The organism is Arthrobacter sp. ATA002, from assembly GCF_026898095.1.
GTDB lineage: Bacteria > Actinomycetota > Actinomycetes > Actinomycetales > Micrococcaceae > Arthrobacter_B.
Genome location: NZ_CP114015.1, coordinates 2,694,724 through 2,711,184, shown reverse-complemented (window position 1 = coordinate 2,711,184; position 16,461 = coordinate 2,694,724). Strand labels below are relative to the sequence as shown.

At 66.6% G+C, this 16,461-nt stretch carries 19 protein-coding genes and 3 pseudogenes; 16 read left to right on the top strand and 6 right to left on the bottom strand.

Annotated features, from left to right (window positions below; all coding sequences use genetic code 11):
• Nucleotides 1-5: 5 nt before the first annotated feature.
• Together OL239_RS13470 and OL239_RS13465 are read right to left on the bottom strand one after the other, a co-directional pair.
• Nucleotides 6-620 carry an HAD family hydrolase gene (locus OL239_RS13470; RefSeq protein ID WP_268909363.1) on the bottom strand — a complete coding sequence of 205 codons (615 nt, stop codon included), beginning with the start codon at nucleotides 618-620 and terminating at the stop codon, nucleotides 6-8.
• Nucleotides 621-1,202, bottom strand: a complete 582-nt coding sequence (locus tag OL239_RS13465) for a GNAT family N-acetyltransferase (protein WP_268909362.1) — start codon at nucleotides 1,200-1,202, stop codon at nucleotides 621-623. It abuts the gene before it with no gap.
• A gap of 179 nt (nucleotides 1,203-1,381) precedes the next feature.
• Here OL239_RS13465 and OL239_RS13460 point away from each other — a divergent pair, with 179 nt between their 5' ends.
• The 6 genes and pseudogenes from OL239_RS13460 to OL239_RS19630 form a co-directional block, all read left to right on the top strand.
• Nucleotides 1,382-1,906 (top strand): class I SAM-dependent methyltransferase, encoded by a 525-nt coding sequence (locus OL239_RS13460; RefSeq protein ID WP_268909361.1) that lies wholly within the window; start codon nucleotides 1,382-1,384, stop codon nucleotides 1,904-1,906.
• 127 nt (nucleotides 1,907-2,033) lie between these two features.
• Nucleotides 2,034-2,426: a hypothetical protein gene (locus OL239_RS19645; RefSeq protein ID WP_329609229.1), complete on the top strand. Its 393-nt coding sequence runs from the start codon at nucleotides 2,034-2,036 to the stop codon at nucleotides 2,424-2,426.
• A 107-nt stretch (nucleotides 2,427-2,533) separates the two neighbouring features.
• On the top strand, nucleotides 2,534-3,118 hold the full coding sequence (locus OL239_RS19640) for a PQQ-dependent sugar dehydrogenase (protein ID WP_329609228.1): 585 nt from the start codon (nucleotides 2,534-2,536) through the stop codon (nucleotides 3,116-3,118).
• Between the two features lie 19 nt (nucleotides 3,119-3,137).
• Complete coding sequence (locus OL239_RS13450) at nucleotides 3,138-3,674, top strand: hypothetical protein (protein ID WP_268909360.1); 537 nt, start codon at nucleotides 3,138-3,140, stop codon at nucleotides 3,672-3,674.
• Nucleotides 3,675-3,687: 13 nt separating this feature from the next.
• A pseudogene (locus tag OL239_RS19635) lies at nucleotides 3,688-3,807 on the top strand (FAD-dependent monooxygenase); the annotation flags it as partial.
• A gap of 37 nt (nucleotides 3,808-3,844) precedes the next feature.
• Nucleotides 3,845-4,057: pseudogene (locus tag OL239_RS19630) on the top strand (FAD-dependent monooxygenase); the annotation flags it as partial.
• A 178-nt stretch (nucleotides 4,058-4,235) separates the two neighbouring features.
• Here the strand turns inward: OL239_RS19630 and OL239_RS19625 are convergent.
• Nucleotides 4,236-4,505 carry a hypothetical protein gene (locus OL239_RS19625; RefSeq protein ID WP_329609427.1) on the bottom strand — a complete coding sequence of 90 codons (270 nt, stop codon included), beginning with the start codon at nucleotides 4,503-4,505 and terminating at the stop codon, nucleotides 4,236-4,238.
• Between the two features lie 88 nt (nucleotides 4,506-4,593).
• Here OL239_RS19625 and OL239_RS19620 point away from each other — a divergent pair, with 88 nt between their 5' ends.
• From OL239_RS19620 to OL239_RS13435, 3 genes are read left to right on the top strand one after another with little or no spacing between them, the layout of a single operon-like run.
• Nucleotides 4,594-4,851, top strand: a complete 258-nt coding sequence (locus tag OL239_RS19620; protein WP_329609227.1) for an aromatic-ring hydroxylase C-terminal domain-containing protein — start codon at nucleotides 4,594-4,596, stop codon at nucleotides 4,849-4,851.
• Complete coding sequence (locus OL239_RS13440; protein ID WP_268911827.1) at nucleotides 4,742-4,984, top strand: hypothetical protein; 243 nt, start codon at nucleotides 4,742-4,744, stop codon at nucleotides 4,982-4,984. Before OL239_RS19620 ends, OL239_RS13440 begins: the two co-directional genes overlap by 110 nt.
• Complete coding sequence (locus OL239_RS13435) at nucleotides 4,972-5,127, top strand: VOC family protein (protein WP_329609226.1); 156 nt, start codon at nucleotides 4,972-4,974, stop codon at nucleotides 5,125-5,127. The genes OL239_RS13440 and OL239_RS13435 overlap by 13 nt, the downstream gene beginning before the upstream one ends.
• A gap of 20 nt (nucleotides 5,128-5,147) precedes the next feature.
• Here the strand turns inward: OL239_RS13435 and OL239_RS13430 are convergent, their stop codons facing one another.
• Together OL239_RS13430 and OL239_RS13425 are read right to left on the bottom strand one after the other, a co-directional pair.
• Entirely contained in the window at nucleotides 5,148-6,293 is a 1,146-nt protein-coding gene (locus OL239_RS13430) for an oxidoreductase (RefSeq protein WP_268909359.1), read from the bottom strand.
• 20 nt (nucleotides 6,294-6,313) lie between these two features.
• Entirely contained in the window at nucleotides 6,314-6,820 is a 507-nt protein-coding gene (locus tag OL239_RS13425; protein ID WP_268909358.1) for a nuclear transport factor 2 family protein, read from the bottom strand.
• 95 nt (nucleotides 6,821-6,915) lie between these two features.
• Here OL239_RS13425 and OL239_RS13420 point away from each other — a divergent pair, with 95 nt between their 5' ends.
• The 6 genes from OL239_RS13420 (at nucleotide 6,916) to OL239_RS13395 (ending at nucleotide 11,808) form a co-directional block, all read left to right on the top strand.
• Nucleotides 6,916-7,704, top strand: a complete 789-nt coding sequence (locus OL239_RS13420) for an SDR family NAD(P)-dependent oxidoreductase (RefSeq protein ID WP_268909357.1) — start codon at nucleotides 6,916-6,918, stop codon at nucleotides 7,702-7,704.
• A gap of 61 nt (nucleotides 7,705-7,765) precedes the next feature.
• Entirely contained in the window at nucleotides 7,766-8,788 is a 1,023-nt protein-coding gene (locus OL239_RS13415) for a VOC family protein (RefSeq protein WP_268909356.1), read from the top strand.
• Nucleotides 8,789-9,186: 398 nt separating this feature from the next.
• A complete protein-coding gene (locus tag OL239_RS13410; protein WP_268909355.1) occupies nucleotides 9,187-9,657 on the top strand; it encodes an FHA domain-containing protein in 471 nt (156 codons plus the stop codon).
• A 76-nt stretch (nucleotides 9,658-9,733) separates the two neighbouring features.
• A complete protein-coding gene (gene ftsR / locus OL239_RS13405) occupies nucleotides 9,734-10,504 on the top strand; it encodes a transcriptional regulator FtsR (RefSeq protein WP_268909354.1) in 771 nt (256 codons plus the stop codon).
• A 5-nt stretch (nucleotides 10,505-10,509) separates the two neighbouring features.
• Complete coding sequence (locus tag OL239_RS13400; protein WP_268909353.1) at nucleotides 10,510-11,010, top strand: bifunctional nuclease family protein; 501 nt, start codon at nucleotides 10,510-10,512, stop codon at nucleotides 11,008-11,010.
• Nucleotides 11,011-11,220: 210 nt separating this feature from the next.
• The gene (locus tag OL239_RS13395) at nucleotides 11,221-11,808 is read left to right on the top strand and encodes a MerR family transcriptional regulator (protein WP_329609225.1); all 588 of its coding nucleotides are present in this window, start codon (nucleotides 11,221-11,223) and stop codon (nucleotides 11,806-11,808) included.
• 95 nt (nucleotides 11,809-11,903) lie between these two features.
• Here the strand turns inward: OL239_RS13395 and OL239_RS13390 are convergent, their stop codons facing one another.
• Complete coding sequence (locus OL239_RS13390) at nucleotides 11,904-12,743, bottom strand: ParA family protein (protein ID WP_268909352.1); 840 nt, start codon at nucleotides 12,741-12,743, stop codon at nucleotides 11,904-11,906.
• Between the two features lie 249 nt (nucleotides 12,744-12,992).
• Between OL239_RS13390 and OL239_RS13385 the strand changes: the two are divergent.
• Nucleotides 12,993-16,396: pseudogene (locus OL239_RS13385) on the top strand (pyruvate carboxylase).
• Nucleotides 16,397-16,461 lie beyond the last annotated feature (65 nt).

Here is a 16,461-nt window from a genome sequence, read left to right as displayed (position 1 = left end):
ACCGGCTACCGCGCGAGCCGGGCCAGTTCCGCCCGCAAATCAATGGTGCCCGTGTGCAGAACTGTTTGAAACCCCTGCTTCCCGGCGGCAGCTATGTTCAGGGCGTTGTCATCAATGAACACAATGTCCCGCGGACGCGCCTTCAGGTCAGCGGCCACATGGTCGAAGATCCGGGGATCGGGTTTCATCATCCGCAGCTGCCCGCTGAAGTACAGACGCGAAAAATACCGGGGCCAGGAGGCCCCGGCAGTGTAACGGCGCGACATGGCCGCCGGCATGTTCGAGAGCAGCGCAAGGCAGGCACCTTCCTCATGGAGTGCGTCAAGGACCGCCAGGGTGTCCGGGTTGAGATGGGACCACTGGGCCGCGTCGAGGGTTTCGAGTTTCCGGAGCTCCTCCGTCCCGGGTGCCCGGCCCAGGACCCCGGCCCAGTACTGCTCCGGGTCCGCTGTTCCGGCGTCGAAGTCCGCTCGCCGGGCCCAGTACGGGCTCCCGGCCGGTTCGAGGTCCAGGCCTGTCGCCCGGTGCAGGGCCTCCCAATCGGCCGGTTCGGGTTCCGTGGAGATCACCATGCCGTAGTCGAAGAGATACCACAGGCCGGGGCGGGACAGCCGGCTCATCTAGGCTGCCAGGTCTCGGCGCATGAGCCACCGCGTTAGCCCGCCGGATGTCGACGCCGTTTCCATCACCCGTTCAAAGCCTGCTGACTCGAAGAGCCCGGTTGTTCCCACGTAGGCCAGGGCTGAGCTGACGCGTCCGCCGCCGGGATCCACCGGATAGGCTTCCACCGCCGGGGCCCCGGCAGTCCGCGCGTAGTCGACGGCGCCGTTGAGCAGGCGGGCGGACAGGCCCCGGCGGCGGAACGGCGGCCGAACGACGAAGCAGATGATGCTCCAGACAGGAACATCATCCACAGTGGGGATGGTCCGGGACCGGGCCAGCCGATGGTGGCCGGAGCGGGGACTGACCGAGCACCAGCCGGCAGCTTCGCCGTCGACGTAACCGATCACCCCCGGGGCAGCGCCCTCCTCGGCGAAGCGGCGCAGCCGGGCCGGGCGTTCGTCACCGGTCAGGGCGTTGAACTCGGCGCCGGGAATCCGGTAGCTGAGGCACCAGCAGGCGGCGGAGCCGGGTTTTCCCGGCGCGAGGACGGAGGAGAGATCCTGAAAGCGGTCGGCTGTGGCCGGAAGGACCTCGATCATTGAAGCTCCTGTCGTGACGCGAAATGCAGCCGGGCATAACCCGACTCCGGGCCGGCACCCCGGGACTGGGCTGTTGGCCCTTCTTCCGTTCGAGGGGCCCAGCTACTATCGTGCCCCGAAGGATACGCGGGGCAAAGGGCGCAGGGTAGGGCGCAGGGACGGAACGCCGGGAGGCTGCCATGACTGCGGCACCAGTAATTCCGGACCGGATCCGATGGGCGGTAGGGCTGCTGGGTCTGTCGGCCGGGGACCGGGTGCTCGAAATCGGCTGCGGTCCCGGGGCTGCCGCCGAACTGATCTGCCCGCTGCTGGATACCGGGTTTCTGCTTGCGGTGGACCGGTCGGCGACAGCCGTGGCGCGGGCCCGGTCCCGCAACGCTTCACACCGGGCCGCCGGGCGGCTGGAGGTGCTCGAGGCATCCCTGGCACAGTTGCCGGAGCACACCGGAACCTTTGATGTTGCTTTTGCCGTCAACGTCAATGTGTTCTGGACGGATCCGGCGGGCCCGGAGCTGGACGTCCTCTTCAGGGTCCTGCGCCCGGACGGGCGGCTCGCCATCCTCTACGGTCCGGGTCCCCTTCAGGGCGCGGGGTCCGCCGCACATACGGGCGTCATCACGGATCAGCTGCGCAGCCGCGGCTTTCGGGATGCACGGACATTGCTGGAAGAACGGGGAACCGGGGTGATCTGCCGGCGCAACTGACGTTCCGGGACGGTCCCGGGAGGAACACGGCACGCCGGCTTACGTACATTGGACGGCAGGGCTCACTTCAAGCCCGGCACCCGCTTACCCTAGGGAAACGCCACTCTCCTCCTCCGAAAGCCGTCGCATGAAACGCGGACCCGCCGGGAAACAACGACGCCGCGGTACTCCCAGAGCTGCCGCTGCGGCCTTAGCGCTCACCCTGATGGTGTCGGCCTGCAGCACTGCACCCGCCGGGGAAAGCAGCACGACGGCCGGAACAGCGTCCACCGATTCCATCACCAGCGGTCTTCAAGCCCCCTGGTCGGTTGCCTTCCACGGCGGCACCCCGCTGGTCAGCGAACGCGACTCAGCCCGGATCCTTGAACTGGACGCTGAAGGAAACGCCCGCGAAATTGGCAGCATTAACGATGCAGCAGGCGGGGGAGAGGGAGGCCTCCTCGGGATCGCCGTGCAGGACGGATACCTCTACAGCTACGCCACCGCCGGGGAGAAAACCGCATCGAACGCCGCGAGCTGACGGGGAGCACCGGTTCCCTGGGCCTGGGTCCGCCCGAGATCATCCTGGGCGGGATAGCGGCCGGGCCGATCCACAACGGCGGGCGCCTCGCGTTCGGTCCGGACGGCTTGCTCTATGCCACCACCGGAGACGCCGGGAACCGAGGCAGCGCCCAGGACACCGCCTCGCTGTCCGGAAAGATCCTGCGGCTGACACCGGACGGCGCTATACCGGAGGACAACCCCCTGCCAGGCTCCTTCGTCTACAGCTACGGACACCGCAATCCGCAGGGCATCGCCTGGGACGCGGAGGGAACCCTGTACTCCAGCGAATTCGGCCAGAACACTTGGGACGAACTCAACGTGATCACTGCCGGCGGCAACTACGGCTGGCCCGAAGTGGAGGGCAGTGCCGGCCGGGACGAATTCATTGATCCTGTGCAGCAGTGGGAACCGGCCGATGCCAGCCCCAGCGGCATTGCGGTGTCGGGGGACTCCGTCTTCATCGCAAACCTGCGCGGGGAGCAGCTGCGCGGGGTGCCGCTGGCCGATCTCCGGACCTCCACCCGGTACCTGACGGGTGAACACGGGCGGCTGCGGGACGTTGTGAGTGCACCCGACGGTTCCCTGTGGGTGCTCACCAACAATACGGACGGCCGGGGCAGCCCGGGCCCCGGCGACGACCGCATCCTGCGCGTCAGCGTCGGCGGTTAGTTGTGCACAAGGAGGAAGCATGGACGGAACAACGCCCTGGATCGAGGACCGCCGGGAAGTGCCCTATCTCGCGCTGCCGGTCGTCACCGACAGGGCGTCCCTTGGACGCGACATGCCGGCTGTCGAAGACAGGCTCCTGTCGCTGGTGGAGTACTCGGACACCGACCCCTATCCGATTTTCTGGCGGTACACCTCCATCGACATGGCCGGGACGCTGCAGGTCGACGTCGGCGCCCGCCTGACCGGACCGGCGCCGATCAGTCCCGGGGAGGCGGCGCTGTCGGATGTCCTGCCTGCCGGCAGATACGCCTGCCTGCTGCATGCCGGTGACCCCGCAGAGGTGCCGGAGGCGACGGCCGGCCTGCTGGACTGGGCGGAGTTCCAGGGGCTGGTGTTTGACCGTCCCGGCAACGACCCGGACGGCTGGACCTGCCGGCTGGAGGAATATCTGGTGGACCCTGCACACGTCCGGGATCTGCGGGACTGGCGTATCCGCCTCGCGGTCAAACTGAGCGATTCCGGGCCGCAGGGCTTCACCGGACAAGTGGCCCACTGAACCGGGAGGGAAGATGCACGATGTTCTCATCGCCGGCGGGGGACCGACCGGCATCATGCTGGGCAGCGAACTCCGGCTGCACGGAGTGGACGTACTCCTGCTGGATAAGGACCCTGAGCCAACCTCCGTGGACCGTTCGGGGGGGCCTGCATGCCCGCAGTATCGAGATCATGGACCAGCGGGGCCTGCTGGAACGGTTTCTGCCGCTGGGCCGGCAATACCCGCTGGCCGGGTTCTTCGCCGGAATCACCAGGGACCTGCCCGAGGGCCTCGATACTTCCCATCCGTACGTGCTGGCCATTCCGCAGACGGTCACCGAGCGCCTGCTGACCGAACATGCGCAGGAACTTGGCCTGGAGATCCGCCGCGGGCGGGAGCCGACGGGACTGACACAGGGCGACGACGGGACAGTCACGCTGGCAGCAGCTGCGCCGGATCGCCGGCACCGATTTCGCCGCGCATTCCCCACGGTGGATGTCCCGGTTCGGCGACGCCGCCTGCCTGGCGGAGCGTTACCGGTCCGGGAGGGTGCTGCGGGCATCGCTGCTGGACAGCTACCAGTCAGAATGCCGCCCGGTGGCCGCCGCCGTGCTGGAAAACACCCACGTCCAGGGGATCCTGACCTCTCCGGAACCGGGCCCGCAGGCGGTACGGCGCCTGGTTGCCGAGCTGATGGACTTTCCCGAGGTGAACCGCTTCCTGATCGAAAAAATCACCGCCACCGGTATTCGTTATGACCTGGGCGGCGAACACCGGCTGGTCGGGCGGCGGATGCCCGATAAGCCGCTGAAGCAGGGACGTCTCTTCGAGCGGATGCGCTGCTCCGGACACGGGCTCCTGCTGGACCGCACGGGAGAACTTTCGACCGGGGGATGGGCCGACCTGGTGGATTACGTCCCCGACATCCCGCCGGAGCCTGGTGCAGGACCCGCCGGCTGCCCTGGTGCGGCCGGACGGGCAGGTGGCGTGGGCGGGGGACGCCCAGGACGAACTCAACGAGCAGCTCATGTCCTGGTTCGGTGCAAGAGCCAAAGGAGCTCGCTGCAACCGTCGGAAAGGGGAACACAATGCAGTTCACGGTCAGCGGCTTCGCCGTCTCCCTGAACGTCCCGGAGCCGGAGGCCTCGGCCCGCTTCCTCACGGAATACTTTGGCTACGGCATCGACATGCAGGATGACGGCGGGTTTTTCTCGCTTCGCCACCCGAACGGCGGATCGAACATCATCTTTCTCCGCACCGGCCTGTCAACGTTCAAGCGCCGGAGGCGGCCGGCCGGGTCCGGGAAGGTTTGTTGCTGGTGCTGGTCGTGAAGGACCTTGACGGCTTCCACCGGCAGCTGGCGGACCGGGGTATCGACGTAGTCACGGCACCGGAAACAGAACCCTGGGGAGAACGGTTCCCCCAGTACCGCGACCCGAACGGGCTCATTGTCCAACTCGTTCAGTGGGTGTGACACGTCCCGGCTGCTGCCGTCTACACCAGGTCCGACTCGTGCAGCACATAGTCGTACTGCGGCAGCGGCCGTCCGGCGCGCAGGGTCTGCACCAGATCAGGGTCGGCGAGATGCAGCCGCCCAATGGCGATCAGGTCGAACTCCTCGGCGTCCAGACGGCGCAGAAGCTCCTCGCGGTTGTCGAGGGTCGGGTTGCCGCTGCTGCGCCGGTCCTTGATGGCCGAACCGATACCGACGCTGCCTACCGCCATGGCCGGCGCGCCGGTGAGCTTCTTGGCCCACCCGGCCAGGCTTAGGTCGCTGCCCTCGAAGGCGGGAGCCTGGAAGCGGCGGGCACTGGCGTCAAGGACATCGACGCCGGCTGCCACGAGCGGGCGGAGCAGGGCGCCGAGTTCTTCCGGAGTGTCGGCCAGACGGGCGCCGAAGTCCTGCTGCTTGTGCTGGGAAAAACGGAAGAAGATGGGCAGGTCCGCACCGATCTCCTCGCGGATGGCCCGAACCACCGCAGCGGGGAAAGCAGCGCGGCGTTCGGCGTCACCGCCCCACTCGTCCGTCCGCCGGTTCGTGTCGGCCCACAGGAAGGCATCCAGGAGGTAGCCGTGCCCGCCGTGCAGGGCGATGCCGTCGAAACCCGCGTCGACAGCGCTGCGGGCGGCGGCGCGAAAGGCGCCGATGACGTTTTCGATGTCGGCGGTTGTCATGGCGCGGGTTACCGGTTCGGCAGCCCTGACGTACTTATCGGAGTAGGTGGTGATCCCGGGCGTTCCCCACCGGCCGGAAGGGCGCATCGGGGTAATGGCCGGGCTTCCGCCCATCGCCCCCCACAGGGGGCCCACGTGCCAGAGCTGCGGGATGATGCGTCCGCCGGCCTCGTGCACGCCGTCGACGACGGAGCGCCAGCCGTCCAGCGCCGTCGTCGCGAACATGTTGGGCACCGAGGCATGGTCCACCGAAGCGGGATGGTCAATGGCCACGCCCTCGGTGATGATCAGCCCCGTGCCGCCTTCGGCCCGGCGCCGGTAGTACCGTGAAACCTTCTCGCCCGGGACGCCGCCGGGGGAGTGGGTGCGGGTCATCGGAGACATGACGATCCGGTTGGGCAGGTGCAGCGACCGTACGCTGAACCCGCGGAACAGCGGATCAGCGGCGGCGCTGGGCCCGGTCACAGTCGAATCGTGGTCCGCGGTCACAGCGCTGCACTCCCTGCGTTGGCGAGCATTTTCCGGGAAGCGGCGCGGCCGTCCAGCAGCGAGTTGGTACGCGCGGTGACCTTCCAGCCCGATTCCGTGCGGGCCAGCTCCCAGCGGTTCGCCGAGAGCCTGTCCACGTAATAGCCCGGATCGGGGCCGTCCCGGTGCCGCACCAGCATGGAGTAACCGGTGGCTACGGCGGCGTCTCCGGAAACCCGGATGTCCGGAATCCCCAGGAAATGGCTGGAGCCCTCCGCGATGATTTTCTGGTGTGACGGCCCGTGCACCATGCCGCGGAAGTCCTCCGCGCCACTCAGTGTTGCCGCGCCGTCACCGAGGCTGTAGGTGTAGCTGCCGTCCTCGGTCCACAGATCGGCCACGGCGTCAGCGCTGCCGCTGTCGACGGCAGGACCGTAAGCGGCGAGCACGCCGAGTATCTCGCGGTGGTCTTCCAGCCGTTGGACGCGCTCGCGGAGAGCGGCAATCTCGGTCAGTGGACTCATCAGTTATTCCCCTTCGAATGGCCTTTACCGTATCTAATATCACCGGTGACTCAAGATGCAAACAAGCGCTTGGCCGGGCAAGGGAGGAACGTGGAATGAGTGGTTTCGAGAAGTACGGGCCCTGGGCGCTGATTGCCGGCGGTTCAGAGGGAGTGGGCGCTGCGCTGGCGCACGAGCTGGCGGGGCGCGGCCTCAACGTGGCCATTGTGGCACGCAAACCCGGGCCCCTCGCAGAGGTAGCTGCCTCCGTGAGTGCTGCGTACGACGTCGAAGTGCTCGCCATTGAGCAGGACCTGCTCGCCGAAGGTGCCGTTGACTCGATCGCCGAGCGCCTTGGTGACCGCGAGGTGGGCCTGCTGGTATCCAATGCCGGCGCCAACACCTACGGCGGCGAGATTGTGACGTCCGACGCGGACCGCGCCCAGCAGGTGATCGACCTGAACATCACGGTCACCGCCGCCCTGGTCCGCCGGTTTGGCCTGCCGATGCAGGAACGGCGGCGCGGGGGCATCATGCTCACCGGTTCGCTGAGCGGCTTTGCCGGAGCCGCCGGAATCGGCTTCTACTCCGCTGCGAAGGCCTTTGTGCACAACTTTGCCGAGGCGCTGTGGGTGGAAATGCGCCCGTACAACGTTGATGTTCTGGAGCTGTGCCTGGGCCTGACCCGCACGCCCGCAATGGAGCGTCTCGGCTACCAGTTTGACGCCCCCGGCGTGCGCGCGTCCGACCCCGCTTCCGTGGCCCGGGAAGTTTTGGACCACCTCGGCGACGGACCCAGCTGGTACCCGGACGGCTTCGGCGACGACGCGGAGAAACGCTCTGCCCACCCGCGCGGCCCCATCGTCGAGGCAGCGAACGCGCACTACCGCTCACCCGCGGCCTGATCCTTCGTCCGCCTGATCCTGTAAGACCTGCCCGGAACCACAAGACAATAAGGAGAAACGCATGGCACCCCGCCCCACCTATGATCCCGGTCCCACGATCGCCCACGCAGGCGGCATCAACATCGGCACCCCGGACCTGCAGAAGTCCCTGTGGTTCTTCCGCGACATTTTCGGCATGGAGGTCACCGCAGAGGATGACGGCGTTGCCTACCTGCGCGGATACCAGGAGCGGATCCACCACTCTCTGGTGCTGACGCAGCAGGACGAGGCGCGGATCAACACGATGAGCCTGCGCGTCAACCGGCCCCAGGATGTTGAACTGTTCCACGACCAATTTGTCGAAGAGGGCCTCGAAGTACGTCACGTTGGCGCGGGTACGGAACTTGGCCGCGGCGAGGCTGTCCGGCTTCTTCTGCCCGGAGGCGGACACCCGCTTGAGCTCTATTACGGCATCGAGCGGCCCCTCGCTCCGGAGGGAATGCGCTCAAAGCTCTTCGGGAACAGCTCAATCCGGCGGGGACTTGGCGTCCAGCGGATTGATCACCTGAACATCCAGACGAGTACGCAGAACATGGCACAGGCCGAGGGCTGGCTGCGGGAGTCACTGGGGATGAAGAGACGTGAGGCAATGGTGCTGCCGGAGAATCCGGACGTCCCTTATGTCTCGTGGCTGTCAGTGAATTCCAAGCTTCATGACATCGCGATCGGCTCCTCCATGACCGGAGAGGATGCCCAGTTCCACCATGTCGCCTTCGCGCTCGAGAATATGCACGATGCCCTGACGGCAGTGGACCAGCTGCGGGATCTGGGTATCCAGATTGACGCGGGACCGGGCAAGCACGGCGTCGGCCAGGCCATGTACCTGTACGTCCGCGACCCGGGCTCGGGCTACCGCATTGAGCTCTACTCCGGCGGGTACCCGTTCTTCGACCCTGATCACGAGCCGCTGGTGTGGGAGCCCAAGGACATGACGTACGGCATGACCTGGTACGGGGACAACCCCCTCGTCCACGCCGACACGTCGAAGTACCAGGAGACCATGCCCGTTGCAGGCCTGGACTTGAAGGAACTCGTGAGCGAGTAGTTCCGGAGGTTATCCGTGCCGGAAACGCCCGGCGGCCTTTGGCCGCCGGGCGTTTGCCGTGCAGCAGCGCCGGCGGGGCCCGTCCGCCCGGGGCTGCGGCGTCAGGCCGATCGTTCCGCCCCGCCCTCCATCGGCGTCAGGCCGATCGTTCCCCCCGCCCTCCATCGGCGTCAATCCGGGCGCCGGACCGCTCCCGCGCACGCCGTCACGGTTTGCCGTGCAGGTGATTCCGGCTCCGGACCGGTAAAGCCCCGTAATGCGCTCAGTGCCGGGATGGCCCGCCAACAGGTAGGCTAGGACAGCCGGTAGGCAAGATTTGTCAGCAGGAGTCAGCAGGAATTGTGCGGCCAGCCAGAAACAGAATGGTTGGCCGCATCTTTTGGGGAGGATGTATCACCATGGCGCGCGAGGAACACAACGCCGGACAGGCCGGAAACCGGCGTGAGTTGGGCGTGGAGGACACCACATCGATCAGTCTCCCGCCTCAGGAAGAGGCGACGTCGGTGGAGCCCAAACTCAGCTCCGACGAGCGGGCCGCCGTGGCGGCGCTGCCCGCGGGGTCGGCACTGCTGATCGCCCATTCCGGCCCGAACAGCGGCGCCCGGTTCCTCCTGGACCAGGATGTGACCACGGCAGGACGCCATCCGAACGCCGATGTGTTCCTTGACGACGTGACCGTATCCCGCAAGCACGTGGAGTTCCGGCGTACTGCCGAGGGCTTCCGCGTCGTTGACTCCATGAGTCTGAACGGGACGTACGTGAACAATGACCGCGTGGACACACTGTTGCTGCGGACAGGCAATGAGGTCCAGATCGGCAAGTTCCGGCTGACTTTCTACGCTGCCCGGCCAACCGCAGCACGGGCATAGGCACGCGCCCGCAGGAAAAGCCGCGGTGGGATCCGGCCGGATGCCCACAGGATTAGTGAGGGAATAGGTACTAGGTATGGCAGCATCACAGCCCGTCAGGCGGACCCTGGGAACGGGGAACGAGCGCCTGCGCGGCCGTGTGCTCAATATTGGTGAGGTGCTCGGCGAGCTCAGCGCCGATTTTCCCGGTATCAGTGCCTCCAAGATCCGGTTCCTGGAAGAAAAGGGCCTGGTCACTCCGCAGCGAACAGCAGCCGGCTACCGGAAGTACACGTCCGCCGACGTCGAGCGCCTGCGGTTCGTGCTGGCGCTGCAGCGGGACCAGTATCTTCCGCTGAAAGTCATCAAGGACTACCTGGACGCCATCGACCGCGGCGAACGCCCCGAGTCCCTGCCCGGAGGAATGTCGCTGACGCCCCGCGCCGTCTCCGACCAGCTTGCGGGGGAGCTTTCGGCCCGCACCTACGCCCGCGCCCTGACCTTTGATGAACTGGTCCGGGAATCCGGTGCCTCAGCCGATCTGGTCCGGAACCTGGCCGGCTACGGCCTCATCGCTTCCGCCGGCAACGGCGCGGACCACGGGGTGTTCGATGAACATGCGCTCAAGGTTGCGAAAGCGTCCGCCAAACTTCAGGCCCACGGCATCGAACCGCGGCACCTTCGGCCGTTCCGTGCGGCAGCAGACCGAGAGCTGGGGCTGGTGGAGAGCGTCGTGGCACCCCTGGCCTCGCGCCGGGATGTCGCGTCCAAGGCCCGTGCGGCCGAGACAGCGCGCGAGATCAGTGATCTCTGCCTGAACTTGCACAGTGCCCTGGTCAACGGGCATATCGCACGAATGGAAGGCTGAGGAGCATGCGTGAAGTTGAAGTGGTGGGCGTCCGCATCGAGCTGCCGTCCAACCAGCCGCTGGTCCTGCTCAAGGAAGTTAACGGCGAACGGCATTTGCCCATTTGGATCGGTGCACCGGAAGCCAGCGCGATCGCTTTCGTCCAGCAGGGCATCGTCCCGCCCCGGCCCATGACCCACGACCTTCTCGCCTCCGTGGTAACGGCCCTCGGCCGCAGCGTCAGCGAGGTCCGCCTGGTCTCGGTGGAGGATACAGTGTTCTATGCCGAGCTTGTTTTCGACAACGGAGTCACCGTGAGTTCCCGGGCTTCCGACGCCATCGCGGTGGCGCTGAGGGCACACTGTCCCATTCTCTGTGCGGAGGCAGTCCTGGACGAAGCCGGTGTGCGGATCGCCGACGCCGATGAGGACGAAGAGGACGAGGAGGACCAGGAGAACGCAGAGCGCGAGCTGCGCCAGTTCCGGGAGTTCCTGGCCGACGTGGAGCCCGAGGACTTCGAGCGCTGATTCGACACGCCTGGAGAAAAGAGCCGGCATCTTTGACCTTGGACCGGGTCAGATCTAACGTCGAAGCATAGAGTTCCCACTGCACGGTTCTCCGCTCTTCCTCTTTCCGGGGTTCTTCCCCTGAGAGGTTCCGCGGGGCACACTGAAGGAAGTCGATCCTGACCCCTTTACCCGCGCCACCCCCCCGGGAACCGCTACAAGGAGGCACAAGTGAGTCCGAAAGGCGATGCCGGCGAGCAGACCCACGCCGCTGCACCGGGCAAGGTTCCCGGAGCCCAGGGCTTGCTGTTTACCGAGGATCTGCCCGTTCTCGACGAGGACGCAGGCTACCGGGGCCCCACTGCATGCAAAGCGGCGGGAATAACGTACCGCCAGCTCGACTACTGGGCCCGCACCGGCCTCGTGGAACCCGCGGTGCGCGGCGCCTCCGGTTCCGGTACGCAGCGGCTGTACAGCTTCCGCGACATTCTGGTCCTCAAAGTGGTCAAACGGCTGCTGGATACGGGCGTCTCTCTGCAGCAAATCCGCACGGCCGTGGAGCACCTGCGCGAGCGCGGCGTCGAAGACCTGGCTCAGATCACCCTGATGAGCGACGGCGCCAGCGTGTATGAGTGCACCTCCGCCGACGAAGTCATTGACCTCGTACAGGGCGGGCAGGGCGTTTTCGGAATCGCCGTTGGGCGCGTCTGGCGCGAAGTGGAGGGGAGCCTTGCCCAGCTGCCCAGCGAGCGGGTGGGCGAGCATACCTTTCCCGGAGACGAACTAAGCCAGCGGCGGATTGCCCGCAAGATCAGCTAACCGCGGCAGGATCGGCCGGGCCCGAGCAGGCTTACGATACGCAGCGTGCAGGCATCGGATATTCCGGTGCCTGCAATTTTTTGTTGCGGAAAGGACTAGCCGGCGCGGCGGATGACCCGGTTGCGGACGGTTCCGGTCTCCACGAGGTTCTTCAACAGCTCATCGAACGTCGACGCCGCCTGCTTGGCCGACTCGCCGGGCCAGTGATGCACGGAGTGTGCGGCGCCCTGGATCTGCTGCCAGTTGGCCTGCTCGGCGATGGTCGGGGTCAGGAGCAGGTCTCCGAACATCTGCTTCATTTCCGCGAGCCGGAACGTATGCTCGTTGGAACCGGAACGGACCCGGTTGGCGATGATCCCCGCCGGAGCCAGGTTCGGCGCAAATTCCTTGCGGAACAGTTCCAGGGCACGCATGGTCCGTTCGGTGCCGGCCACGGAAAACAGGCCGGGCTCGGCGACCAGGAGGACGCGGTTGCTCGCGGTCCATGCGATCCGGGTGAGACCGTTGAGGGACGGCGGGCAGTCGATCAGGACCAACCCGTAGCCGCTGACGCGGCCGAGCAGGGTGGAGAGGCGCTTGAGGTCGCGCTTTCCCAGGTCGGGGCGGTCGTAAATGCCGGAAAACGCGGAGCCCATGGCGACGTCGAGGATGGGCTGGCGCTTGTGGCCGGCGGTTCGGGTGCGGCGGTCATTAGCGACCCAGCCGCTCGAGACCACATTGTCGGCCAGCTGGGCGCGGCGCGAGTTCTTGAGCATCTCACCGATGCCCGGTTTGTCGGAGGCGGTAACCCCCAGGCCGGTAGTGGCATCCGCATGCGGGTCCAAGTCCACCACGAGGGTGGGAATTCCTGCTGCCAGTGCAGCCGATGCCAGTCCAAGCGTCACTGAAGTCTTGCCCACGCCGCCCTTAAGACTGCTGATGCTCACTACTTGCACTTGTTAAACCAAAACCTAACGTGTCTAGGGATCACGAGCGGGGCCCTTGTGAGGCTGCAGCTTCATTCTATGTGACGCCCGGTGGTAACTCCTGCAGCGCAGAGTTTGCAGGGGTGGCGTACACGAGGAACTATAAGGAGCGTTACGTCTGCGGCTGTGGATCGCCGCGGTGAAATAGTCTGGACTAGAATCCGAATGAGGACGGCGGTACCCCGGCTGTCCCTCAGCCCGCAACGATGCAGGAGAGCAATGTTCTCGAAGATACTCGTAGCCAACCGCGGAGAAATCGCGATCCGCGCCTTCAGGGCAGCCTATGAGCTGGGGGTGAAAACTGTTGCTGTGTTCCCGTATGAGGACCGCAATTCCATTCACCGGCAGAAGGCCGACGAAGCCTACCTGATCGGCGAGGAAGGGCATCCCGTGCGTGCCTACCTGGACGTGGACGAAATTATCCGGGTTGCGAAGGAATCAGGGTGTGACGCCATTTACCCGGGGTACGGGTTCCTCTCCGAGAACCCCCAGCTTGCCCGGGCGGCGCAGGAAGCGGGCATCACCTTCGTGGGCCCCGCGGCTGACATCTTGGAGCTTGCCGGACACAAGGTCCACGCACTAAACGCCGCACGGGAAGCCGGGATACCGGTCCTGCGCTCCACCCAGCCGAGCTCCGATCCGGAAAAGCTGCTCGCCGAAGCCGAAGAGATCGGCTTTCCCATCTTCGTCAAGGCGGTTGCCGGCGGAGGAGGCCGGGGAATGCGCCGTGTCGACACTGCGAAGGATCTTCCCGACGCGCTAAGCGCCGCCATGCGCGAAGCCGACACCGCATTTGGCGATTCCACCGTGTTCCTTGAACAGGCGGTGCTCCGGCCCCGGCACATCGAGGTGCAGATCCTGGCCGACGGCGAGGGCAGCGTCATCCACCTCTTCGAGCGGGACTGCTCCCTGCAGCGCCGCCACCAGAAGGTCATCGAGATCGCACCGGCCCCCAACCTGGACGAGAGCATCCGGCAGGCCCTGTACCGGGACGCCGTGAAATTCGCCAAGGCACTGAAGTACGAGAACGCCGGCACCGTGGAGTTCCTGGTGGATACTGTCGGGGAACGCGCCGGACAGCATGTCTTCATTGAAATGAATCCGCGCATCCAGGTCGAGCACACGGTTACCGAGGAAATTACCGACGTCGACCTCGTGCAGTCCCAGCTGCGGATTGCCGCCGGTGAGAGCCTCGGGGACCTGGGCCTGAGGCAGGACGAACTGCAGGTGCGCGGTGCGGCGCTGCAGTGCCGGATCACCACCGAGGACCCGGCCAACGGTTTCCGCCCCGATGTCGGGAAGATCAGCGGCTACCGCTCGGCCGGCGGCGCCGGTGTGCGGCTCGACGGCGGTACGGTGTACGCCGGTGCCGATATCAGTCCCCACTTCGACTCCATGCTGGTGAAACTGACCTGCCGCGGGCGCACCTACCCTGCAGCGGTGAACCGTGCACGCCGTGCCCTGGCTGAGTTCCGCATCCGCGGTGTCTCCTCCAACATCTCCTTCCTGCAGGCCGTACTGGACGATCCGGACTTCATCGCCGGCGACGTCGCGACCTCCTTCATCGAGGAACGCCCCGAGCTGCTCAATGCCCGCGGTTCCGCGGACCGCGGTTCCCGGCTGCTGAACTGGCTGGCAGACACCACGGTCAATAAGCCGCACGGCGAGCTGACAGTCCACGTCGACCCGGCCGACAAGCTTCCCGCCGACCTTCCGGAGGTCCGTGCCGGCTCGCGCCAGCGCCTGCAGGAACTGGGTCCGGAAAAGTTTGCGGCGGAACTCCGGGCGCAGCAGGCTCTGGCCGTCACCGACACCACCTTCCGCGACGCGCACCAGTCGCTGCTGGCGACCCGGGTCCGCACCCGGACCTGCTGCTGGCCGCACCCGCAGTGGCGGCGCTGACGCCGGAGCTGCTCTCGGTCGAAGCCTGGGGCGGTGCGACGTACGACGTCGCCCTGCGCTTCCTTGGCGAAGACCCCTGGGAACGGCTGGCATCCCTGCGGCGGGCGCTGCCGAACATCTGCATTCAGATGCTCCTGCGCGGCCGCAACACGGTGGGTTACACGCCGTACCCCACCGAGGTCACCGAAGCGTTTGTCTCCGAAGCCGCAGATGCCGGGGTGGACATCTTCCGGATCTTCGATGCGCTGAACGACGTCGAGCAGATGGAGCCGGCCATCCGCGCCGTGCGTGCCACGGGCACCGCCGTCGCCGAGGTCGCCCTGTGCTACACGGCGGACATGATGGATCCGGACGAGACGCTGTACACGCTGGACTATTATCTGGACCTCGCCCAGCAGATGGTGGACGCCGGCGCCCACATCCTGGCGATCAAGGACATGGCCGGGCTGCTGCGCCCCGCCGCCGCCGCGAAGCTGGTGGCAGCACTGCGGGAGCGCTTCGACCTGCCGGTCCACCTGCACACCCACGACACCGCCGGCGGCCAGCTGGCCACGCTGCTCGCGGCCGCCGAGGCCGGGGTCGACGCCGTCGATGTCGCCAGCGCTTCGCTCGCGGGCACCACCAGCCAGCCCTCCGCATCCTCGCTGGTGGCCTCGCTGGCCCATACCGAACGGGACACGGGCCTGGACCTGGACGCGGTCAGCGCCATGGAGCCTTACTGGGAAGCCGTGCGCCGGGTCTATGCTCCGTTCGAGTCCGGCCTCGCCGGGCCCACGGGCCGCGTGTACCAGCACGAGATCCCCGGCGGTCAGCTCTCCAACCTCCGCCAGCAGGCCATCGCGCTGGGCCTGGGTGAGCGGTTCGAGGCTATCGAGGACATGTACACCGCGGCGGACCGCATTTTGGGCCGCCTGGTTAAGGTCACGCCGTCGTCCAAGGTTGTCGGCGACCTGGCCCTGCAGCTGGTGGGAAGCAACGTGTCCCCGGCGGACTTCGAGGAAAACCCGCAGAATTTCGACATTCCGGATTCAGTCATCGGGTTCCTCAGCGGTGAACTGGGCAACCCGCCCGGCGGCTGGCCCGAACCCTTCCGGACCAAGGCCCTCCAGGGCCGCACCGTCAAGGTGCGCGACGCCGAGCTCACCGAGGTGGACCGCGCCGGGCTGGCGGGGGATTCGGCCACGCGGCGGGAAACGCTGAACCGCCTCCTGTTCCCGGGCCCGGCGAAGGAATTTGCCACGGTCCGCGAAACCTACGGAGACGTGTCGGTCCTGGACACCCGTGACTACCTCTACGGTTTGCAGCGCGGAACCGAGCATGTGGTGGAACTTGAGAAGGGCGTGCGCCTGATCGCCACGCTCGAAGCGGTCGGCGAGCCCGACGAAAAGGGTATGCGGCAGGTCATGACCACCCTCAACGGCCAGATGCGTCCGGTCATGGTCCGCGACCGCAGCGTGCAGTCCGAGGCCAAGGTGGCCGAGCAGGCCGATCCCGGCAACCCCGGGCATGTGGCAGCGCCCTTCGCCGGTGCCGTGACGATCACCGTCAAGGACGGGGAGGAGGTGGCCGCCGGGGAAACCGTCGCCACCATCGAAGCCATGAAGATGGAAGCGTCCATCACGGCTCCCATGGCCGGGACCGTGTCGCGGGTGGCGATCTCCGCCGTCGAGCAGGTGCAGGGCGGAGACCTGCTCGTGGTCATCGACGCGAGCGACAGCTAGCCCGGCCCTGCCGCCCCGGCAGTGAAAGCGCGAAAAACGCGAAGGCCCCGGAATCCGAAGGGATC